The organism is Streptomyces sp. NPDC127100, from assembly GCF_042724095.1.
GTDB lineage: Bacteria > Actinomycetota > Actinomycetes > Streptomycetales > Streptomycetaceae > Streptomyces.
Window position 1 is genome coordinate 37,101 of the sequence record NZ_JBHXFL010000015.1, and the last position, 25,946, is coordinate 63,046.

General features: G+C 72.2%; 26 protein-coding genes and 1 riboswitch. Of the genes, 10 read left to right on the forward strand and 16 right to left on the reverse strand.

The window, feature by feature from the left end; translation table 11 throughout:
• Positions 1-214 precede the first annotated feature (214 nt).
• Complete coding sequence (locus tag ACFWJB_RS16710; protein WP_385458578.1) at positions 215-820, forward strand: NADAR family protein; 606 nt, start codon at positions 215-217, stop codon at positions 818-820.
• A 136-nt stretch (positions 821-956) separates the two neighbouring features.
• Here ACFWJB_RS16710 and ACFWJB_RS16715 read toward each other — a convergent pair whose 3' ends face one another.
• Positions 957-2,057, reverse strand: coding sequence for a hypothetical protein (locus ACFWJB_RS16715; protein WP_386922974.1), 1,101 nt, complete (start codon positions 2,055-2,057; stop codon positions 957-959).
• A 166-nt stretch (positions 2,058-2,223) separates the two neighbouring features.
• Between ACFWJB_RS16715 and ACFWJB_RS16720 the strand changes: the two genes are divergently transcribed.
• Positions 2,224-3,285, forward strand: coding sequence for an adenosine deaminase (locus ACFWJB_RS16720; protein ID WP_385458582.1), 1,062 nt, complete (start codon positions 2,224-2,226; stop codon positions 3,283-3,285).
• Between the two features lie 14 nt (positions 3,286-3,299).
• Positions 3,300-4,010 carry a glycerophosphodiester phosphodiesterase gene (locus ACFWJB_RS16725; RefSeq protein WP_386922976.1) on the forward strand — a complete coding sequence of 237 codons (711 nt, stop codon included), beginning with the start codon at positions 3,300-3,302 and terminating at the stop codon, positions 4,008-4,010.
• A 61-nt stretch (positions 4,011-4,071) separates the two neighbouring features.
• Here ACFWJB_RS16725 and ACFWJB_RS16730 read toward each other — a convergent pair whose 3' ends face one another.
• The 3 genes from ACFWJB_RS16730 to ACFWJB_RS16740 all read right to left on the reverse strand — a co-directional run bounded on the left by ACFWJB_RS16730 (position 4,072) and on the right by ACFWJB_RS16740 (position 7,426).
• On the reverse strand, positions 4,072-4,614 hold the full coding sequence (locus ACFWJB_RS16730) for an HXXEE domain-containing protein (protein WP_386922978.1): 543 nt from the start codon (positions 4,612-4,614) through the stop codon (positions 4,072-4,074).
• A gap of 13 nt (positions 4,615-4,627) precedes the next feature.
• Entirely contained in the window at positions 4,628-5,818 is a 1,191-nt protein-coding gene (locus ACFWJB_RS16735) for a spermidine/putrescine ABC transporter substrate-binding protein (protein WP_386922980.1), read from the reverse strand.
• Positions 5,819-5,986: 168 nt separating this feature from the next.
• On the reverse strand, positions 5,987-7,426 hold the full coding sequence (locus ACFWJB_RS16740) for a gamma-aminobutyraldehyde dehydrogenase (protein WP_386922982.1): 1,440 nt from the start codon (positions 7,424-7,426) through the stop codon (positions 5,987-5,989).
• 187 nt (positions 7,427-7,613) lie between these two features.
• Between ACFWJB_RS16740 and ACFWJB_RS16745 the strand changes: the two genes are divergently transcribed.
• From ACFWJB_RS16745 to ACFWJB_RS16770, 6 genes are all read left to right on the forward strand, one after another.
• Positions 7,614-8,129: an Lrp/AsnC family transcriptional regulator gene (locus ACFWJB_RS16745; RefSeq protein ID WP_386922984.1), complete on the forward strand. Its 516-nt coding sequence runs from the start codon at positions 7,614-7,616 to the stop codon at positions 8,127-8,129.
• Between the two features lie 2 nt (positions 8,130-8,131).
• Positions 8,132-9,505, forward strand: a complete 1,374-nt coding sequence (locus tag ACFWJB_RS16750; protein ID WP_386922986.1) for an aspartate aminotransferase family protein — start codon at positions 8,132-8,134, stop codon at positions 9,503-9,505.
• A 209-nt stretch (positions 9,506-9,714) separates the two neighbouring features.
• On the forward strand, positions 9,715-10,482 hold the full coding sequence (locus ACFWJB_RS16755; RefSeq protein WP_386922988.1) for an ABC transporter ATP-binding protein: 768 nt from the start codon (positions 9,715-9,717) through the stop codon (positions 10,480-10,482).
• Positions 10,464-11,882 carry a hypothetical protein gene (locus ACFWJB_RS16760; protein WP_386922990.1) on the forward strand — a complete coding sequence of 473 codons (1,419 nt, stop codon included), beginning with the start codon at positions 10,464-10,466 and terminating at the stop codon, positions 11,880-11,882. Before ACFWJB_RS16755 ends, ACFWJB_RS16760 begins: the two co-directional genes overlap by 19 nt.
• A 109-nt stretch (positions 11,883-11,991) precedes the next feature.
• On the forward strand, positions 11,992-12,399 hold the full coding sequence (locus ACFWJB_RS16765; RefSeq protein ID WP_385458598.1) for a VOC family protein: 408 nt from the start codon (positions 11,992-11,994) through the stop codon (positions 12,397-12,399).
• Positions 12,400-12,605: 206 nt separating this feature from the next.
• A complete protein-coding gene (locus ACFWJB_RS16770; RefSeq protein WP_386922992.1) occupies positions 12,606-13,316 on the forward strand; it encodes an LAETG motif-containing sortase-dependent surface protein in 711 nt (236 codons plus the stop codon).
• Between the two features lie 61 nt (positions 13,317-13,377).
• Here the strand turns inward: ACFWJB_RS16770 and ACFWJB_RS16775 are convergent, their stop codons facing one another.
• From ACFWJB_RS16775 to rpsB, 11 genes are all read right to left on the reverse strand, one after another.
• Positions 13,378-14,175, reverse strand: coding sequence for a maleylpyruvate isomerase family mycothiol-dependent enzyme (locus ACFWJB_RS16775; protein ID WP_386922994.1), 798 nt, complete (start codon positions 14,173-14,175; stop codon positions 13,378-13,380).
• A gap of 24 nt (positions 14,176-14,199) precedes the next feature.
• A complete protein-coding gene (locus ACFWJB_RS16780; protein ID WP_386922996.1) occupies positions 14,200-15,219 on the reverse strand; it encodes an ABC transporter ATP-binding protein in 1,020 nt (339 codons plus the stop codon).
• A gap of 2 nt (positions 15,220-15,221) precedes the next feature.
• On the reverse strand, positions 15,222-16,820 hold the full coding sequence (locus tag ACFWJB_RS16785) for an ABC transporter permease (protein WP_385458654.1): 1,599 nt from the start codon (positions 16,818-16,820) through the stop codon (positions 15,222-15,224).
• 68 nt (positions 16,821-16,888) lie between these two features.
• The gene (locus tag ACFWJB_RS16790) at positions 16,889-17,977 is read right to left on the reverse strand and encodes a thiamine ABC transporter substrate binding subunit (RefSeq protein ID WP_386922998.1); all 1,089 of its coding nucleotides are present in this window, start codon (positions 17,975-17,977) and stop codon (positions 16,889-16,891) included.
• Between the two features lie 79 nt (positions 17,978-18,056).
• Positions 18,057-18,162: riboswitch (TPP riboswitch) on the reverse strand.
• A 36-nt stretch (positions 18,163-18,198) separates the two neighbouring features.
• Complete coding sequence (gene rlmN / locus ACFWJB_RS16795; protein ID WP_385458606.1) at positions 18,199-19,305, reverse strand: 23S rRNA (adenine(2503)-C(2))-methyltransferase RlmN; 1,107 nt, start codon at positions 19,303-19,305, stop codon at positions 18,199-18,201.
• Positions 19,306-19,349: 44 nt separating this feature from the next.
• The gene (locus ACFWJB_RS16800) at positions 19,350-19,526 is read right to left on the reverse strand and encodes a hypothetical protein (RefSeq protein ID WP_386923001.1); all 177 of its coding nucleotides are present in this window, start codon (positions 19,524-19,526) and stop codon (positions 19,350-19,352) included.
• Positions 19,527-19,614: 88 nt separating this feature from the next.
• Positions 19,615-20,796, reverse strand: coding sequence for a phosphatidate cytidylyltransferase (locus ACFWJB_RS16805; RefSeq protein WP_386923003.1), 1,182 nt, complete (start codon positions 20,794-20,796; stop codon positions 19,615-19,617).
• Positions 20,796-21,353 carry a ribosome recycling factor gene (frr, locus tag ACFWJB_RS16810; protein ID WP_014675285.1) on the reverse strand — a complete coding sequence of 186 codons (558 nt, stop codon included), beginning with the start codon at positions 21,351-21,353 and terminating at the stop codon, positions 20,796-20,798. Before frr ends, ACFWJB_RS16805 begins: the two co-directional genes overlap by 1 nt.
• Positions 21,354-21,534: 181 nt before the next feature.
• Positions 21,535-22,293 carry a UMP kinase gene (pyrH, locus tag ACFWJB_RS16815; RefSeq protein WP_352146735.1) on the reverse strand — a complete coding sequence of 253 codons (759 nt, stop codon included), beginning with the start codon at positions 22,291-22,293 and terminating at the stop codon, positions 21,535-21,537.
• Positions 22,294-22,499: 206 nt separating this feature from the next.
• A complete protein-coding gene (tsf, locus tag ACFWJB_RS16820; RefSeq protein WP_385458614.1) occupies positions 22,500-23,336 on the reverse strand; it encodes a translation elongation factor Ts in 837 nt (278 codons plus the stop codon).
• A 95-nt stretch (positions 23,337-23,431) separates the two neighbouring features.
• Positions 23,432-24,337: a 30S ribosomal protein S2 gene (gene rpsB / locus ACFWJB_RS16825; RefSeq protein ID WP_386923006.1), complete on the reverse strand. Its 906-nt coding sequence runs from the start codon at positions 24,335-24,337 to the stop codon at positions 23,432-23,434.
• 271 nt (positions 24,338-24,608) lie between these two features.
• On the opposite strand from rpsB, the gene ACFWJB_RS16830 reads away from it, so the two are divergent.
• Positions 24,609-25,256, forward strand: a complete 648-nt coding sequence (locus ACFWJB_RS16830; protein WP_385458618.1) for a peptidoglycan DD-metalloendopeptidase family protein — start codon at positions 24,609-24,611, stop codon at positions 25,254-25,256.
• 120 nt (positions 25,257-25,376) lie between these two features.
• Here the strand turns inward: ACFWJB_RS16830 and ACFWJB_RS16835 are convergent, their stop codons facing one another.
• Positions 25,377-25,934 (reverse strand): TetR/AcrR family transcriptional regulator, encoded by a 558-nt coding sequence (locus ACFWJB_RS16835; protein ID WP_386923069.1) that lies wholly within the window; start codon positions 25,932-25,934, stop codon positions 25,377-25,379.
• Between the last annotated feature and the right edge of the window lie 12 nt (positions 25,935-25,946).

The following is a 25,946-nucleotide window of genomic DNA, read 5'->3' on the forward strand; positions in this document are numbered from 1 at the left end:
TCTCCTCGATGTCCCCGCGGCGGGTCTCCGGGACCGGAGGGCCCGCGACGGGAGTCCCCCTGACGGGGCCGGCGTGGCTCAGACTCGATGTGAGTGCCGATCCTGGCAGAGCACCTGGTCCCCAACAAGTGATTCCGTTGTTGCCATTTGGTTACGCGACGGAATCTGTCGACCAGGTGTCGAGTCGCCACGGAAAAGGACGGACGGAGTGTCCGTGGCGCGTGCCAGACTCGCGTGCATGGAGAGGACCACGGGGGCGGGGGACATGATCGACAGCAGGGAAGCGCTGCTCGGAGAGGTCCGGGCGGGGGCGAGGGTCAAGTACCTCTGCTTCTGGGGGCACCGGCCGCTTCCGGACGGCCGCGTCGGGCCGAGCTGCCTGAGCCAGTGGTGGCCGTCGCCCTTCACCGCGGACGGCGTGGAGTACGCGACCGCCGAGCACTGGATGATGGCGGGCAAGGCGCGGCTCTTCGAGGACCCGGAGGCGGAGCGGCGGGTACTGGCCGCGGGCCACCCGGCGGAGGCCAAGAAGGCGGGGCGGCTGGTGCGCGGCTTCGACGAGGCGGTGTGGGAGCGGGAGCGGTTCCGGATCGTCGTCGAGGGCAGCGTCCACAAGTTCGCCTCGGACCCCGCTCTGCGCGCCTTCCTGCTGGACACCGGCGAGCGGGTGCTGGTGGAGGCGAGCCCGGTGGACCGGGTGTGGGGCATCGGCCTCGCGGCGGACGACGAGGCGGCGACGGACCCGGAGCGGTGGCGGGGCGCGAATCTGCTGGGGTTCGCGCTGATGGCCGCGCGGGGACGACTGCGGGGGATGCGGTGACGGGGCGCACCGAAGGGCGCTGAACAGGGGCGACGGGGGCCATCTCGCCGGGCGGGCCCCCGGGCCGAGCGCCGAGGGGGCCGGCCCGCGACCGTCCGGCCGGTCACCGTGACGACCGGCCGGGCCGGCCCGGCCGCTAGGTGAAGATCACCAGCGCGCCGAAGCCGACGCCGAGCACGATGCCGACGACTCCGCAGATGACGCCGGCCAGGGCCTGCCCCGGATTGGTGGCCTCGCCCCGGCCGGCCTTGCCGCGGCCGAGCGCGCCGAAGACGACGCCCAGGATGCCCAGGACGATCGCGAGCGGCCACAGGCAGAAGACGACGGCGGCGACGATGCCGAGGACGAGACCGGCCGTGCCCATCCCGTTGCTCGGCAACGGCGCCATGCCGGGCCAGCCGTAGTAGCCCTGCGACTGGGGGACGGCGTAGCCGCCCTGGCCGGGGAGTCCGGGACCACCGGGATAGCCGTAGGGGACCTGCCCGGGACCGTCGGGGCCGATGGGCGGCGGGGGAACGGCCTGGTCCTGCCCGGCGTACGGCGGTGCCGGGACCGGCGGCGCGAAGGGGTTGGCGCCGCCCGGCGGGGCCGCCGCGGCCGGGGGCGTGAAGGGGCCGGCGTGCTGAGGAGCCGCCGCACCCGGAGGCGCGAAGGGATCGCCGCCGCTCGAGGGGGCCGCCGCGCCGGGCGGGGCGAAGGGGTCGGCGCCGCTCGGAGGGGCCGCCGCGCCGGGCGGGGCGAAGGGGTCGGCGCCGCTCGGAGGGGCCGCCGCGCCGGGCGGGGCGTAGGGGCTCGGCGTGCCGTCCGCCGGTGCCGCGGCTCCGGGGGTGGCCCACGGCGGGGGCTGCATGCCCGTGGCCGGCAGGGAGGTGACCGTCTGCTGGTCGTGGACGGACGGGGCCGGCCACGGCGCCGATCCGTCGGACGCGAGGGTGCCGCCGGGGCCGCCGGGCGCGGCGTCGTCCGCCGGCGGCGCCCACGGGTCGGCCGAAGTGTCCGCGCCGGCGTCCTGTCCCGCCGCCCTCGGCCACGCGGGGCTCTCCGCGTGGCCGTCCGCCTTGCCGAGGCCGACTCCGGGGACCGCGTCCGCGGGGCCGCCGTCGCCCCGGCCGGCCGGCGCGGCCCACGTACCGCCGGAACGCCCGGCACCCGGCGGATTCGGCCGGGGCGTGGAACCGTCGCCCGCGGCGTCCGGCGCCTGCGCGTCGGCTCGCGGCGGCTGCGCGTCGTCGGACATGCGCGGGATCCCCTCTGTTCGAACGTCCCGTCATGCTACGGCCCCGCCCCGCCCGGCACGGCCCCGGCCTACGATGATCCCGAGTCACCGATCAGCCGATCACCCGCGTCCCGCAGGACCCGCCCGCACCCGGGCGGCACCGGGACGCCGTTCCGGGGAGGAACCCTTGACCGAGCACCTCGTCGAGCCCGACGTCCCGCGCGACCTGCACGCCTTCATCGCCGGACTGCCCAAGGCCGAACTGCACGTCCACCACGTCGGCTCCGCCTCCCCGCGCATCGTGTCGGAACTCGCCGCCCGCCACCCCGACTCCAAGGTCCCCACCGACCCCGAGGCGCTGGCCGACTACTTCACGTTCACGGACTTCGCGCACTTCATCGAGGTGTACCTGTCCGTCGTCGACCTGATCCGCACCCCGGAGGACGTGCGGCTGCTGACGTACGAGGTGGCCCGGGACATGGCCCGTCAGCAGGTGCGCTACGCCGAGTTGACCGTCACCCCGTTCTCCTCCACCCGGCGCGGTATCGACGAGGGCGCGTTCATGGACGCGATCGAGGACGCCCGCAAGGCCGCCGAGGCGGAGTTCGGGACCGTGCTCCGCTGGTGCTTCGACATCCCCGGCGAGGCCGGTCTGGAGTCGGCCGAGGAGACGACCCGGCTCGCCACCGACGACCGGCTGCGCCCCGAGGGGCTGATCTCCTTCGGGCTCGGCGGTCCCGAGATCGGCGTGGGGCGGCCGCAGTTCAAGCCGTACTTCGACCGGGCCATCGCCGCCGGGCTGCGCTCGGTGCCGCACGCGGGCGAGACGACCGGCCCGCAGACGGTGTGGGACGCGCTCACCGACCTGCGCGCCGAACGCATCGGGCACGGCACCAGCTCCGCGCAGGACCCGAAGCTGCTCGCCCACCTCGCCGAGCACCGGATCCCGCTCGAGGTGTGCCCGACCTCGAACATCGCCACGCGCGCGGTGCGCACCCTGGACGAGCACCCGATCAAGGAGTTCGTGAGCGCCGGCGTCCTGGTGACGATCAACTCCGACGACCCGCCGATGTTCGGCACCGACCTCAACAACGAGTACGCCGTCGCCGCCCGGCTCCTCGGCCTCGACGAACGCGGGCTCGCCGGCCTGGCCAAGAACGGCGTCGAGGCCTCCTTCCTGGACGGGCCCGGCAAGGCCCGGCTGCGGGACGAGATCGAGACGTACACCGCCGCCTGGCTCGCCTCCTGAGACGGCCGCTCACCGTGAATCCCCCGCGCGACGTGACCGCCGTGGCCCACCGCGGCGACCCCTACCGCTTCCGCGAGAACACGATCACCTCCCTGCGCTCCGCCCTGGCACGCGGCGCGGACGCGGTGGAGGTCGACGTCCGCCTCACCCGGGACGGCGTGCCCGTGCTCCTGCACGACGAGACGCTGAAACGGCTGTGGGAGCGGGACAGGTCGCTGCGCTCACTGTCCGCACGGGAGGTGAGCGAGCTGACGGAGGGGCAGGTGCCGACGCTCGCGGAGGCGCTGGCCGCCTGCGCCGGCAGCCGGGTGATGCTCGACCTGCCCGGCGTCCCCGACGTGCGTGCGGCACGCCGTGTGGTGGACACCGTGCGCGAGTGCGGGGCGGACGACCGCGTGTACTACTGCGCGGGCCCCGCGGCCATGCTCGCCGTGCGCGCCGCCGACCCGGCCGCCGAGATCGCCCTGACCTGGACGACGGTCGCGCCGCCCCGGCCCGCGCTGCTCGCGGCCGTCCGGCCGCGGTGGCTCAACTACCGGTTCGGGCTGGTGGACCGGGCGCTGGCCGAGCGCGTGCACGACGGCGGCCACCTGCTCTCCGTGTGGACGCCCGACACCCGCCGCTCCATGCGCCGCCTGATCGCCCTGGGCGTCGACTCGATCACGACCAATCGCGTCGACGCCCTGTGCGCCCTGCGCGCCGGCCACCGGCCCGCGGGGGCGTAGCCCCGCAACCGGGCCCGTACACAGGGCGGTTCCCCCGGCCCGGTCTCGAGCGCGGCCGCGCTCAGGCGGACCGGACGACCCGCCGCGCCACGGTGTGCGCCACGACGGTCGCCGCGCCCGCGAGTCCGAGCCCCAGGGCGAGGTCGCGCGGGCGCGTGGCACGCAGGACGCCGGCCCGGCGCAGCCGGTGGCGGGCCCAGAGCGTGAACGGCACGACGAGCAGGGGCGAGGTCGCGGACCCGGGCGTGTAGCCGCGGACGAGCCCCGCCTGTGCGAGGTGCACCAGGCCGTGCAGGCCGAAGGCGTTGAGCGCGGTCTGGTACGCGGCCGACCGGCCGCCGGTCAGCCGTCCCGCGGCGGACGCGGAGCCCACGATCACGGCCATCGCCCCCACCGCGACCGCGAACTCCCGGGGATCGGCCGGCGCGACGCGGCGCCACACCGTCTCCGGCACGGCCGGGAACCGCTCGCGCAGCGCGGGCAGGCTGCGCCGCCACCAGCCGGGCACGGTCGCCAGTTCCTCGGCGTCATGCAGGGCCCAGGCGGCCAGCAGCCCCAGCGTGACCGCGCCCCCGACCATTTCCTCACGCGATGAATTGTTCACGCCGGTCAGTCTGCTACACGCCCACGATCCCGTTCCACCGCTTCGCGAACTCCGCGCGGCGGCCCGCCGGGATGTCCTTGGCGATCGCGAGGCGTTCGCGCATCGCCGCGTCCGGGAAGATCAGCGGGTCCTCGGCCAGGGCGGCGGTGTCCGCGTCGTCGCTGGAGGCGAGCACGTCCCGCGCGGCGGGGACCGGGCAGACGTAGTTGACCCAGGCGGCCAGTTCGGCGGCGACCTCGGGCTGGTAGTAGTGGTCGATCAGCCGCTCGGCGCTGGCCTTGTGACGGGCCAGGTCGGGGATCATGAGGGACTCCGCCCACAGTTCGGCGCCCTCCTCGGGAACGACGAACTCGATGTCCGGGTCGTCCGCCTGGAGCTGGATCACGTCACCGGAGTAGGCCTGGCAGGCGAGGACGTCCCCGCCGGAGAGGTCCTTGATGTAGTCGTTGCCGGTGAAGCGGCGGATCTGGCCCCGGCCGACCTGTTTCTCCACCTGGTCGCAGACGGTGTGGAAGTCGTCCTCGGCCCAGTCGGTGATGTCCACGCCGTTGCCGAGCATCAGCAGCGCGAACGCCTCGTCGAGTCCGGAGAGCAGGGTCACCCGGCCCTTGAGGTCGTCGGCCCACAGGTCGGACACCCGCCGGATCTCCCTGCCGATCCTGCGGCGGTTGTACGCGATGCCGGTGATGCCCGACTGCCAGGGCACCGTGAACCTCCGGCCCGGGTCGAAGGCGGGGGAACGCAGCAGCGGATCCAGGTACCTGGTGACGTTGGGCTGCCGGGAGCGGTCCATCTCCTGCACCCAGCCGAGCCGGACGAAGCGGCCGCACATCCAGTCGCTGATGACGACGAGATCGCGGTCGGTGGGCTGGCGGTTCATCAGGGACGGGCTGATCTTGCCGAAGAACTCGTCGTTGTCGTTGATCTCCTCGACGTAGTCGACGGAGATGCCGGTCCGCTTCTCGAACGCCGCGAGCGTGGGCCGCCGGTTCGGGTGCCCGTCGTCGGTGTCGATGTAGAGCGGCCAGTTCGCCCAGGTGAGCCGCTTGTCGGTGGCGGACAGATCGGCGGCGGCACGCTCCCCGGCGGGCACGTACGCGGCGGGCACCCCGCAGCCGGCGAGGCCGCCGAGGGCGGCGCCGGCGCCGAGGGCGCGCAGCACGGTCCGGCGGGAGAGCGGGGACGACTTCGGTGTCAGGGGCATCCGGGCAGCATGCCGCCCGTGCGCGGCGCCGGACAATTGACGCCGCGTCGAGCGGACCGGCCCGGACCCGACACCTTGTCGATCACGTGCCGCACTCCGGCGTGGACGGAGACGGAAACGGCGCGGCCCCGGACGAGAACTTCCGTCCGGGGCCGCGCCGCGGGCGCGTCAGGCGTCCAGCGACGTCATCACGTGCTTGATCCGCGTGTAGTCGTCGAAGCCGTACGACGACAGGTCCTTGCCGTAGCCGGACTTCTTGAAGCCGCCGTGCGGCATCTCGGCGACCAGGGGGATGTGGGTGTTGATCCACACGCAGCCGAAGTCGAGCTTCTTGGACATCCGCATGGCGCGGCCGTGGTCCTTGGTCCACACGGAGGAGGCCAGCGCGTAGTCGACGCCGTTGGCCCACTCCACGGCCTGGTCCTCGTCGCGGAAGGCCTGGACGGTGATGACCGGGCCGAAGACCTCGTTCTGGACGATCTCGTCGTCCTGCCTGAGGCCCGAGACGACGGTCGGGGCGTAGAAGTAGCCCTTGTCGCCGACCTGGTGACCGCCGGCCTCGACCTTGGCGTGGGCGGGCAGGCGCTCGATGAACCCGGAGACCTGCTTGAGCTGGTTGGGGTTGTTGAGCGGACCGTAGAGGACGTCCTCGTCGTCGGGCTGCCCGGTCTTGATCTCGGACGCGGCCTTGGCGAGGGCGCTCACGAACTCGTCGTGGATCGACTCGTGGACCAGCACCCGGGTGGCCGCGGTGCAGTCCTGGCCGGCGTTGAAGTAGCCCGCCTCGGAGATGCCGCCGACGGCCTTGGCGATGTCGGTGTCCTCGAAGACCACGACAGGCGCCTTGCCGCCCAGCTCCAGGTGGACGCGCTTGAGGTCCTTGGAGGCGGACTCGGCGACCGACATGCCGGCCCGCACGGAACCGGTGATGGAGGCCATCGCCGGGGTCTCGTGCTCGACCATCAGGCGGCCGGTGTCGCGGTCGCCGCAGACGACGTTGAAGACGCCCTTGGGCACGATCAAGCCGATGATGTCGGCCATCAGCGCCGTGGAGGCGGGGGTGGTGTCCGAGGGCTTCAGGACGACCGTGTTGCCCGCGGCGAGCGCCGGGGCGAACTTCCAGACGGCCATCATCATCGGGTAGTTCCACGGGGCGACCTGCGCGCAGACGCCGATCGGCTCGCGGCGGACCATGGAGGTCAGACCCTCCATGTACTCGCCGGCGCTGCGGCCCTCCAGCATCCGGGCCGCACCCGCGAAGAAGCGGATCTGGTCGACCATCGGCGGGATCTCCTCGGAGCGGGTCAGCCCGATGGGCTTGCCCGTGTTCTCCACCTCCGCCGCGATCAGTTCCTCGGCCCGCTCCTCGAACGCGTCCGCGATCTTGAGAAGGGCCTTCTGCCGCTCGGCCGGGGTCGTGTCGCGCCAGGCCGGGAAGGCCGCGGCGGCGGCCGCCATGGCGGCGTCCACGTCCGCCTGCCCGGAGAGGGGGGCGGTCGCGTAGGCCTCGCCGGTCGCGGGGTTGACCACCTCGGTGGTCCGTCCGTCGGCGGCGTCCCGGAACTCACCGTCGATGTAGTTGCGCAGACGACGCAGCTCGGTGCTCACTGCCGGCCCTCCAAGTTCGGGTGTCGACTTCGGTTCTCTCAGCTGTCCAGAGACTGAGACACCCACCCTAGACGCAGACCCGACGTTCTCAACACCCCCACTCCCCTTTCGAGTGCGAAATCCGCAGGCTTTAACCATCCAGACAACGAATTTCATCGATCCGGCCTTGCGAAACTGTCGATACGTCGTGCACAGTGAGGCCGTGGCCAGTCGAAGCGCAGACCCGAAGGACTCCCGCGAGTCCCGGAACGGCGGACCCCAGTTGGACGCCGTCTCCCTCGCCATCATCGAGCAGCTCCAGGAGGACGGCCGCAGGCCGTACGCCGCGATCGGCAAGGCCGTCGGCCTGTCCGAGGCGGCCGTGCGCCAGCGCGTCCAGAAGCTGCTCGACCAGGGCGTGATGCAGATCGTCGCCGTCACGGACCCGCTCACCGTGGGCTTCCGCCGGCAGGCGATGGTCGGAGTCAACGTCGAGGGCGACGTGGAGTCCGTCGCCGACGCGCTGGCGGCCATGCCCGAGTGCGAGTACGTGGTGATGACCGCGGGCTCCTTCGACCTGATGGTGGAGGTCGTCTGCGAGGACGACGACCACCTCCTGGAGGTCATCAACCGACGCATCCGGGCCGTCCCCGGAGTGCGCTCCACCGAGAGCTTCGTCTACCTCAAGCTCAAGAAGCAGACCTATATGTGGGGAACCCGATAATCGTGAGCACCGACAGCCCCAAGGACCTCAGCAGGACCGCCTACGACCACCTGTGGATGCACTTCACCCGCATGTCGTCGTACGAGAACGCCCCCGTCCCCACCATCGTCCGCGGTGAGGGCACCCACATCTACGACGACAAGGGCAGGCGCTACCTCGACGGCCTCGCCGGGCTGTTCGTCGTCCAGGCCGGGCACGGCCGCCAGGAGCTGGCCGAGACCGCCATGAAGCAGGCGCAGGAGCTCGCCTTCTTCCCCGTGTGGTCCTACGCCCACCCCAAGGCCGTCGAGCTGGCCGAGCGCCTGGCGAACGAGGCCCCCGGCGACCTCAACAAGGTCTTCTTCACCACCGGTGGCGGCGAGGCGGTCGAGACCGCCTGGAAGCTCGCCAAGCAGTACTTCAAGCTCACCGGCAAGCCGACCAAGTACAAGGTCATATCCCGCGCGGTCGCCTACCACGGCACTCCGCAGGGCGCCCTGTCGATCACCGGTCTGCCCGCTCTGAAGGCCCCGTTCGAGCCGCTCGTGCCCGGCGCGCACAAGGTGCCGAACACCAACATCTACCGCGCCCCGCTCTTCGGCGACGACCCCGAGGCCTTCGGCCGCTGGGCCGCCGACCAGATCGAGCAGCAGATCCTCTTCGAGGGCCCGGAGACGGTCGCGGCCGTCTTCCTGGAGCCGGTGCAGAACGCCGGCGGCTGCTTCCCGCCCCCGCCCGGCTACTTCCAGCGCGTGCGCGAGATCTGCGACCAGTACGACGTGCTGCTCGTCTCGGACGAGGTCATCTGCGCCTTCGGCCGCCTCGGCACCACCTTCGCCTGCGACAAGTTCGGCTACGTCCCGGACATGATCACCTGCGCCAAGGGCATGACCTCGGGCTACTCCCCGATCGGCGCCTGCATCGTCTCCGACCGCCTGGCCGAGCCGTTCTACAAGGGCGACAACACCTTCCTGCACGGCTACACCTTCGGCGGCCACCCGGTCTCCGCCGCGGTGGGCCTCGCCAACCTCGACCTGTTCGAGCGCGAGGGCCTCAACCAGCACGTCCTCGACAACGAGGGCAACTTCCGCGCCACCCTGGAGAAGCTCCTCGACCTGCCGATCGTCGGCGACGTCCGCGGCAACGGCTTCTTCTACGGCATCGAGCTGGTCAAGGACAAGAACACCAAGGAGTCGTTCGACGAGGAGGAGACCGAGCGGATCCTGTACGGCTTCCTGTCGAAGGCGCTCTTCGACAACGGCCTGTACTGCCGTGCCGACGACCGCGGCGACCCGGTCATCCAGCTCGCCCCGCCGCTGATCTCCAACCAGGAGACCTTCGACGAGATCGAGCAGATCCTGCGCGCCACGCTGACGGAGGCGTGGACGAAGCTCTGATCCCCGCGCGCCCCGGTCATCCTTCCGGATGATCATCACCGGCCCCGGTGCCGCCCGTTCGAGTGAGAAACGGCGGTCCGGGGCCGCGTGCTGTCCGGCCGCGCCCCGGCGACTGCCTACGGTGCCTCGTGACCGATCGGCCCCGCCTTCGTTCCCCCGGACGGGGGACGCGACCGGGGAACAACGGATCAGAACCGAGGTGTACGCCGATGGAGGCTCCGCCGGACAACGACGTGCTCTGGGCCCGCGCCCTGCACTTCCAGCACCATGACGGCTCGCCCGCGCTGCAGGGCGTCTCGCTCGGCGTCCGGGAGGGCGAGATCCTCGCCGTCGGCGGCCCGCGCGGCAGCGGCAAGACGACCCTGCTGCGGTGTCTGTCCGGGCTGTCGCGGGTGCAGGACGGCGAGGTCTGGTTCAACAGCGTGCCGATGCACACCATGGGCCCGATCGGCCGGGAACGGCTGCGCCGTGAACGCTTCGCCTGGATCGACCCCTCCCCCGTGCTCGTCCCGGAGCTCACGGTCTGGGAGAACACCGCCCTCCCCCTGATGCTGCGCGGCACCGGCCGGGGCCGGGCGAAGACGGCCGCCCTGGAGTGGCTGGAACGTCTCGACGCCGGCGGCGCGTCCCGCCGGCGCCCGCACGAACTCCAGCAGGCCGAACGGCAGCGTGTCTGCATCGCCCGCGCGCTCGCCGTCACCCCCTCGGTGCTGTTCGCCGACGAACCGACGGCCCCCCTGCACCGTGCCGACCGCGCCCATGTGCTGCGGACCCTGACCACGGCGGCCCGCTCGCACGGCATCACCGTCGTCCTCGCCACGCATGACGCGCAGACCGCGGCGCTCGCGGACCGCACGGTCTCGCTGCTGGACGGCCGGCGGGTCAGGACCGTGCACCTGCCGCCGGTGGCCGAACCCACGGCGGCCCCCGGGGGTCCCGCGACGGAAGGCCGGGCAGCGTGCTCGCTCTCCGTCTGACCGGCCGCGCCCGGTTCGCCGTCCAGCTGCGCCGCCTGCTGGTCGCGGTGTTCTCGGCGGGCACGGGCTTCCTGCTGCTGTGCGCCCTCGGCCACGCGATCGGCCACCCGGGCACGCCCGGAGCCTCCGCGCTCCGCCTCGCCTGGTGCGCGGCCCCCCTCGCCGCCACCGTGTACTTCGCCGTCGCCGTGGCCCGTACCGACCCGGGCACCCGCCCCCGCTCCGGCCTGGCGGCGATCGGCCTCGGCCCCGCCCGGCTGACGGCCGTCTCCGCGGCGACCACGGCCCTGTCCGGAGCGCTCGGCTCGCTGGTGGCCCTGCTGCTCTTCCTCCTCCTGCGCGGCGATCTGGTGGCCGCTCCCTTCGACGGCGCCGCGGCCGACTCCCTCGCCGTCGGCCTGCCCCTCCCCTATCCGGCGACCGTCACCCTCCTGACGCTGCTCCCGGCGACCGCGTCCGCCGCGGCGGCCCTGTCCCTGCGCCCCCGCGAAGCGCGGCCCGCCCGCGCCGCCGGCACACGTGGCTACGGCCGTTTCGGCGCCTACGGCTGGGGCGCGGCCCGCGAGACCTTCGGCACCTACGGCCGCTTCGGCGCCCGCTGGGCCGCCCGGCCGGCCACGGCCGGGTCCTCTCCCGCCGCCGCGGCCACTCCCGGTCCCGCCGATGCCGGTGCCGCCCCCGCCGGTGCCCGCGCCGGCGTCCTCACCGCGGAGCCCGCCGACCGCGACGCCGACTCCGCCCCGAGCGCTCCGGCGAGCGATCCCCGGCACGCGGCCCCGGCGGCCGGCCGGCTCCGCACCCCGGACACCCCCCGACGCCAGAACCCCAACACCCTCCCCTGGGGCATCGCCGTCCTCGCCGCGGGCCTCACCGTGGAGACCTACGCCGGCGACGCGGCGGACGCCGGCGGCCCACTGTCCGCCGGCGTCCTCATCGGCTGGACCCTGACCGCGCTGGGCCTCGCCCTGGCCGGCCCCGGCCTCACCCAGCTCTGCGGCCGTCTCGTCCAGGCCGTCCGCCCCGGCGCCCTGCGCCTGCTCGCCGGCCGCGTCCTCATGGAGGAGTCGAGCCGCGTCGGCCGTCCCCTGGGCATCGTCTGCGCCGTCGCCTCCGCGGTCTACGCGGCGTTCGCGCTGTACGGCGCGGACGGTCCGGCGTCCCACCCCCTGGGGACCCTCGGTGCCCTGGTCGTGGCGGGCTGCACGGTGGCCACGCTGCTCACCGCGGCCGTCGAGGCCAGGCAGATCCGCGCCGACACCATCACCGCCCTGCTGCGGCTGGGCGCCCCCAAGTCGACGCTGCGGGCCGCCGCCGCCGTGCGCGCCGCCGCACTGCTGGTCCTCTTCGGCCCCCTGACCCTCCTCGTCGCGGCCCTGGCCGCAGCGCCCCTTACCCGCTGAACGACATCCCCCGAAAGTTCTTTCCGGGCCGCCGATGAGTTCCGCACCGCCGTCCCGTCTACCTCTGCGAACGGCACGGCAACAGCACGGCACCGACGGAAGAGGCCCCATGTACCAGCAGATGATCTTCGTGAACCTGGCGACGAACGACCTCGACGCCTCGAAGAAGTTCTTCACGGAGCTCGGCTACACGATCAACGCCCAGTTCAGCGACGAGACCTGCGCCTCGGTCGTGATCAGCGACACGATCATCGCGATGCTGATGACCAAGGAGAAGTACGCCGGTTTCACGAAGAAGGAGATCGTGGACTCGACCAAGTCCAGCGAGGTGCTGATCGCGCTGAGCGCGGAGAGCCGCGAGAAGGTCGACGAGCTGGTGGACCGGGCGATCGCCGCGGGCGGTTCGGCCACCGGCGAGACCCAGGACCACGGCTTCATGTACGGCCGGGCCTTCGACGACCTCGACGGTCACACCTGGGAGGTCACGTGGATGGACCCGGCGGTGATCGAGGGCTGACCCGGACGCGGACCGGGTGCGCGCGGGGGGACCGGAAGCGCTGAAACGTCTCGGCGGTTAATAAGAGGGCAAAGGCAACGCCCTTGACAGGCATATGCGTTGACACTTCTTATGCACCGCTTATAGACCAGTGAGGCTCCTGGGTGTGCTGACGTCGTCAGCACCCTCTCCACCCCCCGCATCCGCGCTTCCCGTAAAGGAACAACGTGGCAGTCCTGTCCATACTCAGCCGCACGGCGTCCCGCCGTAGCGTCCGTGCCCTCGGCGTCGCCTCGGCCACGGCGGCCCTCGCGCTCGGCGCCGCCGGCAACGCCTTCGCCTGCAACATCGGCGAGTTCTCCGCCGCCGCCAAGTGCGACGGCGACAAGGGGGTCATCACCGTCACCGACGTGGACCCCGCCGGCATCCCCGCCACCGTCACCGTGTACCTGCAGAACAACGGCGCGGACGCCCAGAAGATCGACGAGCAGGTGGTCAAGGGCACCCGCGAGGGCAGCACCATCACCTTCGCCGCGGACTGGAAGCCCAACGCCGAGTACCGCATCCACGTCAAGGCCGGCGGCTACGTCGACGAGGACATCAAGCCCAACCTCGTCACCCCGGCGACCGCCTGCAAGACCGAGGACACGCCGTCCCCGACCCCGTCGCAGAGCTCGTCCACCCCGGCCGAGGAGACGGAGACGCCGGCCCCGGCCCCGTCGACGTCGGCCCCCGCCCCCTCGCAGAGCGGCAGCAGCGCCCCGGCGGCCGTGCCGAGCAACGCCCCGTCCCCGGCGGCCGGTGAGTCCAACCTCGCCGAGACCGGTGCCAACTCCAACACCGGCATGATCGTCGGCATCGCCGCGGCCCTCGTCGTCGTCGGTGGCGGCGCGGTCTTCTTCGGCCTGCGCCGTCGCGGGGCGAACGGCACCCGCTGACGCCTCGCAGGTACCGTGCAGACGGTGGCCCGCCCCCGGCCGGGGGCGGGCCTTTGCCGTGTCAGCCGAACGACGCCCGTTCCAGCCAGAACTCCAGCAACTCCCGCTCACCGACCACCTCGAGACCGGAAGCGTCCAGCGGCAGCCTCCGGTAGAACGCGAGCAGGACGTCCGTGAGCGGCCCCCGCAGGGCGACGGTCGCCTTCTCGTGGCCGCGACGCCAGGTGAGGCCGTCCTCGCCCAGCCCGATCAGCCATTCGGCGTCCAGTCCGGGGGCGGCGTCGGTGGCGTGCAGGTGGATGCTCCGGCCGGCGCCGCGCAGTTCGTTCGCCTCGGGGTCCGTGCCGGTCCGCTGCACGAACACCAGGATCTCCAGCCACTCGTCGATCGCGTCGGCGGCCACGTCCGGCGCGACCCGGTAGGGCAGGCCGGCGGTGAGCACGGCGTCCGCGCGGTGGACGGTGATCTCGTGCGTCATCCGGCGTGCCCAGAAGCCCGCGTCATGCCGCTCGCCCCACGACCACACCTTGGCGTCCGGCCCGGCCTCGCGCAGCGCGCCGACGGCCGCCTCGCCCGACTCCGCCAGCCAGGCGTCCAGCGCGGCGGCGTCGCCCCGGGCCTCGGGGCCGGCGCCGCCGGGCACCTGCTCGTCGGGCACGTTCTCCCGGGCCCGGGTGCGCACCAGCAGCCCGGCCCAGCGCAGAGCGCCGCCGGTGTGCCGGACCAGCTCCTCCAGGGACCAGTCCGGGCAGGTAGGTACGGTGGCGGAGAGATCGGTGCCGGAGGTCACCAGGTCCCTCAACTGAGCTACCTGGTGGGCTATCTCGTCGCAGTAGCGCTCGTGTGCCAGTGGCGTCATGGTCCGCATCCTAGGAGCGGACGATCACCCGAGCACCACGATTTCCGCCCCGTCGAACTCCACGCCCACCACGTCCCCGACCTCCGGAGCCGCCCGCAGCGCACACGCCGCCTCCAGGCGCGGCGCGTCCTCGGGCTGCAGGTGGACGGCGACGTGGGTGCCGCGGAAGGTGCGGGCGGCGACCGTGCAGCGCAGACCGGCGTCGGCGGGCACGATCCTGACCCCGGCGGGCCGCACCAGCACGGTGCGCGTCCCCTGGGGAGCGTCCTCGGGGACCGGCACCTTGCCCCAGGCCGTGGCCGCGACCTGCCCGGCGACGGTCGCCTCCACCACGTTGTCGAAGCCGAGGAACCGGGCCACGAAGGCGTCCGCCGGACGCTGCCACACCTCCAGCGGCGTCCCCTCCTGGGCGATCCGCCCGTCCCGCATCACCACCACCCGGTCGGCGAGCGCGAAGGCCTCCGACTGGTCGTGGGTGACGGCGAGCACGGTGGTGCCCAACAGGCCGAACAGCTCCCGCAGTTCCACCACCAGCCGCTCCCGCAGCGAGCGGTCGAGCTGACCGAGCGGCTCGTCCAGCATCAGCAGCCGGGGCCGGGGCGCGAGCGCGCGGGCCAGCGCGACCCGCTGCTGCTCACCGCCGGAGAGCGCGGCGACGGACCGGCGGCCGGCCCCCGGCAGCCCGACCAGCTCCAGCAACTCCCGTACGTCCTGCTCCTGCCGGGACCGCGACGCCCCGCGCATCCGCGGCCCGAAGGCGATGTTGCCGGCCACGTCCCGCTGCGGGAACAACTGGTGGTCCTGGAACATGAGCCCGACCTCGCGCCTGTGCGCGGGCACTCCCGACTGGTCGCGCCCGTCCAGCACCACCCGTCCGGCGTCCAGCCGCTGCAGCCCGGCGACCGCGCGCAGCAGCGTCGACTTGCCGCTGCCGCTGGGTCCCAGCACGCACACGACCTCGTGCTCGGCGACATCCAGGCCGACGGCGTCGAGCACGGCCCGCCCGCCGAAGCGGACGGTCGCGTCCCGCAGACTCAGCAGCATCGCTAGAACTCCCCGCTCCGGTCGGTCCGCAGCCGCTCCAGCACCACGAGGGCCACGGCGCACACCACCATCAGAATCGTCGACAGGGCCATCGCCTGCCCGTAGTTCATGTCCCCGGGCCGCCCCAGCAGCCGCGCCACGGCGACCGGCAGCGTCGGGTTGTCGGGCCGCGCGATGAACACGGTCGCCCCGAACTCGCCGAGCGACACCGCGAAGGCGAACCCGGCCGCGATCAGCAGCGCCCGCCGCACCATCGGCAGGTCGACCTCCCGCCACACCCGCCACGGCGACGCCCCGAGCACCGCCGCCGCCTCCCGCAGCCGCACGTCCACCGCCCGCAGCACCGGCAGCATGGTCCGTACGACGAAGGGGACGCCGACCAGCGCCTGGGCGAGCGGCACCAGGAGCCAGGAGGACCTGAGGTCCAGCGGGGGCTCGTCCAGCGCGATCAGGAACCCGAAGCCGACCGTCACGGCGGACACCCCGAGCGGCAACATCAGCAGCGCGTCGAAGCCGCGCACCAGACGGCCCGCGTCCCTCCGGGCGAGCGCGGCCGCCGCCAGACCGCCGACCGCCACGGCGACGGCGGTGGCGGCGACGGCGTACTGCAGGGAGTTGCCGACCGCCTCGATGGGCGGGACGAGGAAGGTGCCGCCGTCCTCGTGGGTCAGCGCCCGGTAGTACCCGAGGCCGCTGCCGAGGGACCGCTGGACCAGCACGGCGAGCGGCAGCACCACGAGGCCGGCGACGGTGACGAGCACCCCGGCCAGCAGGCTCCACTGCCCGGCTCCGCCCGGCCGGCGCGCGGTGCGGGAGGCGTCCACCAGCCGCAGGGCCGTCTCGCGCCGCCGCACCGTCCAGGCGTGCACGGCGAGGACGGCGCCGACCGCCGCGAACTGGATCAGCGTCAGCACGGCGGCCGTGGACAGGTCGAAGACGTGCGAGGTCTGGCGGTAGATCTCCACCTCCAGGGTGGAGAAGGCGGGGCCGCCGAGGATCTGGACGACGCCGAAGGAGGTGAAGGTGAACAGGAACACCATCAGCGCGGCGGCGGCCACGGCGGGCCCGAGCGCCGGCAGGGTGACCCGCCGCCAGGCCCGCAGGGGCGACGCGCCGAGCATCCGCGCCGCCTCCTCCTGACGCGGGTCGAGCTGTGCCCACAGACCGCCGACGGTGCGTACGACGACGGCGTAGTTGAAGAAGACGTGCGCGAGCAGGATGGCCCACACCGTGGTGTCCAGCCGTACGCCCCACAGCTCGTCGAGCAGCCCGCCCCGCCCGACGAGCGCCAGGAAGGCGGTGCCCACCACGACCGTGGGCAGCACGAACGGCACGGTCACCACGGCCCTCAGCAGTTGCTTGCCGGGGAAGTCGAGGCGGGCGAAGACGTACGCGCCGGGCAGGGCGACCAGCAGCGTGAGAGCGGTCGAGGCGAGCGCCTGCCAGGTGGTGAACCACAGCACGTGCCGGATGTCGGGCTGGGCCAGGACGTCCCCGATCCGCCCGAACCGCCAGACCCCGTCGACCCGCAGTCCGCGCGCGACGATCGCGGCGACGGGGTAGGCGAAGAAGACCGCGAAGAACGCGACGGGGCCGGCCATCAGGGCCAGCCGCGCCGCGTTCCCGCGCCGCCGGGTACCGGCGGACCGGGCGGCCTCGGTCACTTCGGTCACTTCAGGAGGAGCGAGGTCCACGACTTGACCCACTGGTCACGGTTGTCGGCGATCTTCTTCGGGTCCAGGGTCAGCGGGTTCTTGGCCTGGGGGCCGTACTTCACGAACTCCGGCGGCACCTGCGCGGCCTCCCGCACCGGGTAGACGAACATGTTCAGCGGCATGTCGTCCTGGAACTCCTTGCCGACCAGGAAGTCGAGCAGTGCCTTGCCGCCCTCGGTGTTCCTCGCGTTGCTCAGCAGGCCGGCGTACTCGACCTGGCGGAAGCAGGTGCCGGTGGCGACGCCCGTCGGCGCGGTGTCCGGCTTCGGGTCGGCGTAGATCACCTCGGCGGGCGGCGAGGAGGCGTAGGAGACGACGAGCGGGCGGTCGCCCTTCGCCTTCCTGCCGCCGGACGACCCGGAGAACTCCTCGTTGTAGGCCTGCTCCCAGCTGTCCACGACCTTGACGCCGTTGGACTTCAGCTTCTTCCAGTAGTCCTGCCAGCCGTCGTCGCCGTACTTGGCCGCGGTGCCCAGCAGGAAGCCGAGACCGGGCGAGGAGCTGCCGGCGTCCTCGGTGACGAGGAGGTTCTTGTACGCGGGCTTGACGAGGTCGTCGAGGGAGTCGGGCGGGGTCAGCTTGTGCTTGCCGAAGTACGCCTTGTCGTAGTTGACGCAGATGTCACCGGTGTCGATGGGCGTGACGCGGTGCTTGTCCTGGTCGACCCGGTACTCGGGAAGGATCATGTCGGAGCCCTTGGGCTCGTACGACTGGAACAGGCCGTTGTCGAGCGCGCGGGACAGCAGCGTGTTGTCGACGCCGAAGAAGACGTCGCCCTGCGGGTTGTCCTTGGTGAGGATGGCCTTGTTGACGGCCTGTCCGGCGTCGCCGTCCTCGAGGACCCGGACCTTGTAGCCGGACCTCTTCTCGAAGTCGGCGATGACGTCCTTGGACGCGGCCCACGAGTCGTGGCTGACGAGGGTCACGGTCTTGGAACCGCCGGACGCCTGGTCGTCGCCGCCGGACGACGATCCACAGCCGGCCAGGCCGCCGACCAGGCCGAGCCCGACGGCCAGGACTCCGGCCTTCTTGGTGATGCTCACGGAATTCCTCCTGGGTTACCAGGAGAAGACGCGGCCCCGCCCGGGACCCCTGGCGAGGGACCCGGGCAGGGCGCAACAGCTCGAGTGATGACCGATCTCCCTACCCAGAATGACCTGGGCCAGGTTCGGAGGGTCTGCGGCCGGTGCCGCACTCTCAGCGCTGTGGCGCTCCCCTGTCGGAATATGAAGATGTCTGAATATGAAGTTGTACGCCGGTCAGGTTACCGCTCGCTCGCGGCGAGCTGACCACACGCCCCGTCGATCTCCTGTCCACGGGTGTCCCGGACGGTCACCGGCACACCGTGCGCCTCGATCGCCGCGACGAACGCCTTCTCGTCCTCGGGCCGCGAGGCGGTCCACTTCGAGCCCGGCGTGGGGTTGAGCGGGATGAGGTTGACGTGCACCGGCCTGCCCTTGAGCAGGCGTCCGAGCCGGTCGCCGCGCCACGCCTGGTCGTTGATGTCCCGGATCAGCGCGTACTCGATGGACAGCCGGCGCCCGGACTTGGCCGCGTACTCGAAGCCGGCGTCGAGGACCTCGCGCACCTTCCACCGCGTGTTGACGGGGACGAGGGTGTCGCGCAGTTCGTCGTCGGGGGCGTGCAGGGAGATGGCGAGGCGGCACTTGAAGCCCTCGTCGGCGAACCGGTGGATCGCCGGGACCAGGCCGACCGTGGAGACGGTGATGCCGCGCTGGGACAGTCCCAGCCCGTCGGGCTCGGGGTCGGTGAGGCGGCGGATGGCCCCCACGACCCGGTTGTAGTTGGCGAGGGGTTCGCCCATGCCCATGAACACGATGTTGCTCAGCCGCGCCGGGCCGCCGGGTACCTCTCCGTCCCTGAGCGCCCGCATGCCGTCCACGATCTGGTGCACGATCTCGGCGGTGGACAGGTTCCGGTCGAGTCCGGCCTGTCCGGTGGCGCAGAAGGGGCAGTTCATGCCGCAGCCCGCCTGGGAGCTGATGCACATGGTCACCCGGTCCGGGTAGCGCATGAGGACGGACTCGACGAGGGTCCCGTCGAACAGCTTCCACAGCGTCTTGCGGGTGGTGCCCTGGTCGGTCGACAGGTGCCGGACGACCGACATCAGCTCGGGCAGCAGCGCCTCCTGGAGCGGCGCGCGGGACCCGGCCGGGATGTCCGTCCACTGCTCGGGGTCGTGCGCGTACCGCGCGAAGTAGTGCTGCGAGAGCTGCTTCGCACGGAACGGCTTCTCACCGATCGCGGCGACGGCCTCCTTGCGCTCGGCAGGCGTGAGATCGGCGAGATGCCGCGGCGGCTTCTTGGCTCCGCGCGGGGCGACGAATGTGAGTTCTCCGGGCTTAGGCATGACTCAACCAGTGTCGCAGATCCATCGGGGTGGCCCGGTCGGGCTCAGAACAGGCCCGCGACCACGGCGACGACCGTGGTGGCGTACTGCTTGGTGCGGTGCCACGGGCCGCAGTAGCGGCGCACTCTGCGCCGGCCCTTCTGGTCGAGAAGAGCCTTGCACCACACGCACGGCAGGTCGCCGTGGTACCTGCCGTCGTCTCCCCGCCTCGCCTGCGCCATGGCGGAACCCTAGGTGATCATCGGGCAGCCGCACAGGAGAAGGCCCCCGCCCTGTTCGGGCGGGGGCCGTTCACCGAGGCGAGGCCGGTCACCCCGAGCCGACGAAGATCACCAGCAGCAGCCACACCACCGGTGCCGTGGGCAGGAGCGAGTCCAGGCGGTCCATGATGCCGCCGTGGCCCGGCAGCAGCGTGCCCATGTCCTTGATGCCGAGGTCCCGCTTGATCATGGACTCGCCGAGGTCGCCCAGCGTGGCGCTGGCCGCGACCGCGAGGCCGAGCAGCAGGCCCTGCCACCAGGAGCCGTCGTCGATCAGGAACTGCATGCACAGCGCGCCCGCCGCCATCGCGAAGGCGATCGCGCCGAACAGGCCCTCGCGGGTCTTGCCGGGGCTGATGCGCGGGGCGAGCTTGGTCCTGCCGAAGCGCCAGCCGACCGCGTACGCGCCGGTGTCGCTGACGACCGTCAGCAGCAGGAAGGTGAGGACCCGCCACGGGCCGTCGTCCGCGGCCAGCATCATGGTGACGAACGTCGCCAGGAAAGGCACGTAGAAGGCGGCGAACAGGCCCGCCGTGACGTCCTTGAGGTATCCCTCCGGCGGTTCGGTCATCCGCCAGACGAGGACCGCGAGCGCCGTGAGCGCCATGGCGACCCACGCGCCCTCGGCGCCGCGCACGTACCCGGCGACCACCATCGCCGCGCCGCCGACCGCGAGCGGCACGAGGGGCGCCTTGATGCCCTTGCGCTCCTGGAGCCGCGTGGTCAGTTCCCACAGGCCCACCACGACGGCTGCCGCGACGACAGCCACGAAGACGGCCTTGACGACGAACAACGACGCGATGATCACCACGCCGAGTCCGACACCGACCCCTATCGCGGCGCCCAGGTCACGCCCCGCGCTCTTCTTCTGCGGCTGCGGCCGCGGCTGCTGCGGCGGCTGCTGGGCGTCGGGCATGGGCTCCGGATTCTGCGGCACCACCGCACTGGGTTGCGCCGACGGGGTCTCACCGCGGTACATGTCGTCGCGGAACGGCTCGTCTCGGAACGGCTCGTCTCGGAACAGGGGGCCGCTCAGCCGAGCGGCCCCCTGGTCGTCGTCCTGGTCTCCGCCGTGTTCGGGTACGCCGGGCACGATCGGCATGGGGCGAGTCTGCTGCGCGCTGTGCGCATCGTACGCGGGGCCCGCCGGGGCAACCCCCTGGGCAGGCCCCTGGTCGGACGGCCCCCAGTACCCGGCTTGTGGCGGCGCTCCCCAGGAAGAGTCGTTCATCAGACCTCGAGCAGTTCGGCTTCCTTGTGCTTCAGGAGCTCGTCCACCTGGGCGACGTACTTGGCGGTGGTGTCGTCGAGCTCCTTCTCCGCACGGCGGCCCTCGTCCTCGCCGACCTCGCCGTCCTTGATCAGCTTGTCGATGGCGTCCTTGGCCTTGCGGCGCACGGAACGGATGGACACCTTGGCGTCCTCGCCCTTGCCCTTGGCGACCTTGATGTACTCGCGGCGGCGCTCCTCGGTGAGCTCGGGGAACACCACCCGGATGATGTTGCCGTCGTTGCTCGGGTTGACGCCCAGGTCGGAGTCGCGGATCGCCTGCTCGATGTTGCGCAGGGCGCTCTTGTCGAACGGCGTCACCACGGCCATGCGCGGCTCGGGCACGGAGAACGAGGCCAGCTGGTTGATCGGCGTCGGCGCGCCGTAGTAGTCGGCCACGATCTTGTTGAACATCGCCGGGTGCGCACGGCCGGTGCGGATCGCGGCGAAGTCCTCCTTGGCGACCACGACGGCCTTCTCCATCTTCTCCTCGGCCTCGAGGAGGGTCTCTTCGATCACCACTTGCTCCTGCGTGTCTTGAGTAGGCCCGGCTGCGGTCCCGTCTGGGCTGCGGCCGGCTGCGTCGCGTCTTCTTCCTGCACGGTTCCCGACCGGTGGGACATTGTCCATCCCCCGGCCCGGCCCCGTCCCGTCCGTCCCCCGGACAGGTGGCGTCCGCGGACAGGGGGTGGTTCTCCGGTCAGTCCCGGCTGTCTTGGTCACCCACAAGCGTGCCGATCTTCTCACCCTTGACGGCGCGGGCGATATTGCCCTCCTTCAGGAGTTCGAAGACCACGATCGGGAGGCTGTTGTCGCGGCAGAGCGTGACGGCCGTGGCGTCGGCGACCTTCAGGTCGCGGGTGATGACCTCGCCGTAGCCGAGGGCGTCGAACTTCACGGCGTCCGGGTTGGTCTTCGGGTCGGAGTCGTAGACCCCGTCCACGCCGTTCTTGCCCATGAGCAGGGCCTCGGCGTCGATCTCGAGGGCGCGCTGGGCGGCGGTGGTGTCGGTGGAGAAGTACGGCATACCCATACCGGCACCGAAGATGACCACGCGGCCCTTCTCCAGGTGGCGCACGGCGCGCAGCGGGATGTACGGCTCGGCGACCTGGCCCATGGTGATGGCGGTCTGCACGCGGCAGTCGACGCCCTCCTTCTCCAGGAAGTCCTGGAGGGCCAGGCAGTTCATGACGGTGCCGAGCATGCCCATGTAGTCGGAGCGGGCGCGGTCCATGCCGCGCACCTGCAGTTCGGCGCCGCGGAAGAAGTTGCCGCCGCCGATGACGATGGCGATCTGCGCACCGTCGCGGACGACGGCCGCGATCTCGCGGGCGATGGCGTGCACCACGTCGGGGTCGACGCCCAGGCCCCCACCGCCGGAGAAGGCCTCTCCGGACAGCTTCAGCATGAAGCGGCCGCGTACTTTGCCGTCGTCGCTCTTCTCGGCCTTGGTGGTCATGGAGATCTCGCCTCTTTTACGTGGGTCACACACACGAAGAAGGCCATTGCCGGTGGGGGCGTGTTTCGCATCCCATACGCGGCAATGGCCTCCTCGTCAGATCTGCTGTCGTCCGCCGCCACGCGCATGTGCGCAGCGGCAGACGGCAACGGCGCGGACGACTGCTGTCGACCCTACCGGGGTCGGGCGTCCGTCGCGGTACGGACTCAGATGCCGACCTTGATGCGCGTGAAGCGCTTCAGGGTGACACCGGCCTCGTCCAGCACCTTCTGGACGGACTTCTTGTTGTCGAGCGCGTAGGGCTGGCCCAGCAGCGTGGCGTCCTTGAAGAAGCCGTTGAGGCGACCCTCGACGATCTTCGGCAGGGCGGCCTCGGGCTTGCCCTCGGCGCGGGTGGTCTCCTCGGCGACGCGGCGCTCGGACTCGACGACCTCGGCCGGGACGTCCTCCTTGGAGAGGTACTTCGGCGCGAAGGCGGCGATGTGCTGGGCGACGCCCTTGGCGATCTCGGCGTTCGGCTTGTCCAGCTCGACGAGGACACCGATCTGCGGGGGCAGGTCGGGCATCGTGCGGTGCATGTACGCGGTCACGTAGCCGCCGGAGAACTGCGCGAAGCGGTCCAGGACGATCTTCTCGCCCAGGTTGGCGTTGGCCTCGTCCACGAACGCCTGGACGGTCTTGCCGGGCTCGATCTCGGAGGCGAGCAGGGCCTCGAGGTCGGCCGGGGCGGCCTTGGCGACGTGCTCGGCGATGGCCGTGGCGACGGCCTGGAACTTCTCGCCCTTGGCGACGAAGTCCGTCTCGCACTTCAGCTCGACGAGGACACCCGAGGCGTTGTCGTCGGCGATGATCGAGACGACGGCACCGTTCTCGGCAGAGCGGCCCTCGCGCTTGGCGACGCCCTTCTGGCCCTTGATGCGGAGCGCCTCGACGGCCTTCTCGACGTTGCCCTCGGCCTCGTCCAGCGCCTTCTTGCAGTCCATCATGCCGGCGCCGGTGAGCTCGCGGAGCTTCTTGACGTCGGCGGCGGTGTAGTTCGCCATGATTCCGGAATCTCTCTCGAAGTCTGAAGATCTACGGGCCGAACGGCGGGGACTGGTGTGGTCCCCGCCGTCCAGCACCCGAAGGTGGTGAGGGGTCAGGCCTGCTCGGCGTCCGCGGCAGGGGCCTCGGCCGGGGTCTCGGCAGCGGCCTCGGCGGGAGCCTCGGCAGCAGCCTCGGTCGGAGCCTCGGCAGCGGCCTCGGCCGGCTTCTCCGCCTCGTCGGCCTTCTTCTCGCCCTCGAGCAGGTCGCGCTCCCACGCGGCCAGCGGCTCGCCCGCGGCCTTGTCGCCCTTGCCCTCGGTGGCGACACCGGAGCGGGCGATGAGGCCCTCGGCGACGGCGTCGGCGATCACACGGGTGAGCAGGGTGACGGAGCGGATCGCGTCGTCGTTGCCCGGGATCTTGTAGTCGACCTCGTCGGGGTCGCAGTTGGTGTCGAGGATGGCGACGACCGGGATGTTGAGCTTCCGGGCCTCGCCGACCGCGATGTGCTCCTTCTTGGTGTCCACGATCCAGACGGCGCTCGGCACCTTGGACATCTCGCGGATACCGCCGAGGGTCTTCTCCAGCTTGGCCTTCTCGCGGGAGAGGACCAGCAGCTCCTTCTTGGTGAGGCCGGAGGCGGCCACGTCCTCGAAGTCGATCTGCTCGAGCTCCTTCAGGCGCTGCAGGCGCTTGTAGACGGTCGAGAAGTTGGTGAGCATGCCGCCCAGCCAGCGCTGGTTGACGAAGGGCATGCCGACGCGGGTGGCCTGCTCGGCGATGGCCTCCTGCGCCTGCTTCTTCGTGCCGACGAACATGACCGTGCCGCCGTGGGCGACGGTCTCCTTGACGAACTCGTAGGCGCGGTCGATGTACGACAGCGACTGGAGCAGGTCGATGATGTAGATGCCGTTGCGCTCGGTGAAGATGAAGCGCTTCATCTTCGGGTTCCAGCGACGGGTCTGGTGACCGAAGTGGACGCCGCTCTCCAGCAGCTCCCGCATCGTGACGACGGCCATGGCCGTATCTCCTTGAGTTTCTCGGTTGTGCCGCGGAAGCCGGACGGCTCCCGCGCCTGACGCCCGCGATGCGCCGTGCCGCAAGGGACCGAGGGGCGCTGACATGAGCCTTGGTGGCCTCGTGTCGGGGCGTGCGAAGTCGACCCGGTCACCCGGATCGCCACCAGAAGTGTACGGGACCGGAGGGGCGCCGGGTGACGCGGCTGTCCACAACCGGCGGGTTCTCCACAGGGCCGGACGGCGGCCGGCCCCGGTGCGGGACGGTTCTCGCATGCGAGCGAGGCGGTGTGCGGGTGTGTGCACGTGGGTGACGGTGCTGTGGGTGGCGGTGGCGGCCGTCATGACCCCGGGCCCGCCACGACCGAGAGGGGCGGCGGCGACGCCGGTGACGGCCGCCGTTGCGGGGCCCGGGCGGGAGCCGGGACCGGTGGTGCCGGCCGTGGCCCGGTTCTGGCCGGTCGGCACCCGGCCCGCGGTCCTGCGGGGCTGGGAGCCTCCGGCGACGCCGTACGGGCCGGGGCACCGCGGCGTGGACCTCTCGGCGCCGGCCGGGACCGCCGTGCGGGCGGTGGCCGCCGGACGGGTGTCCTTCGCGGGGCGGGTCGCCGGGAGGGGCGTCGTGTCGCTGGAACTGACGGGGACGGGCGACCCGCCGCTGCGGACGACGTACGAGCCGGTGCGGGCGTCGGTGCGCGAGGGCGACGAGGTCGCCGCGGGCGGCCTGCTGGGCAGGGCGGAGCCGGCGGGCTCCCACTGTTCGGCGTGCCTGCACTGGGGGGTGCTGAGGGGGGATGTCTATCTGAACCCGCTGGCGCTGCTGCCGCCGTGGCTGCTCGGCGCGGGCCCGTCGAGACTCCTGCCGGTGCTGTGTGTCCCCCTGCCCGCGGGGCCGCGAGCCCGGTCGTCGCCCGCTGCCTGACCCGGCCCGGGAGGCACGGTCGGCGCGCTCCGGTGAACCGGCATCCGGCCGTGCACCCGTTCCGGGGAGGGGACGCCGGACATCCGCTGCACCGGGGCCCTCGACGGGCGAAACGGGCGGTCAGCCCCGGACGCCCCGCAGCGCCATGGCGACCGCCGCCTCGGTGATCACCGCCGGCTCCTCGGCCGCCCCGAGCTCGATCCGCCGCACGGCCGCGTCCACGACACCCTGGAGCAGCATCGCCGCCAGCCGCGGCTGCTCGTGCCCCATCCGGCCCAGCGCCTCGACGATCATCGCGATCAGGCCACCGTGCGCCGCCCGGATCTTCTCGCGGGCGCCGGCGTCCAGTTCGCTCGCGGAGATGGCCACCACGGCCCGGTGCCGCCGGTCGCCGACCAGGTCGAGCTGACTGCGCACATACGCCTCGACCTTCCCCTCGGGTGTCGCCTCGCGCTCCATCGCCGCCTCGACCTCCGCGGCCCAGACGGGGAAGTCGACGGCGCACAGCTCCTCGACCACCGCCGCCCGCGACCGGAAGTACTCGTAGACGGACGAACGGGCGAGACCCGTCCGCTCCGCGAGGGCGGGGAAGGTCAGCGCCTCCGTCCCGCCGTCGGACAGCAGGGAGCGTGCCGCGTCCAGCAGGGCGGCACGCTGCATCGACCGGTGCTCGGCCACGGAGGCCGCTCG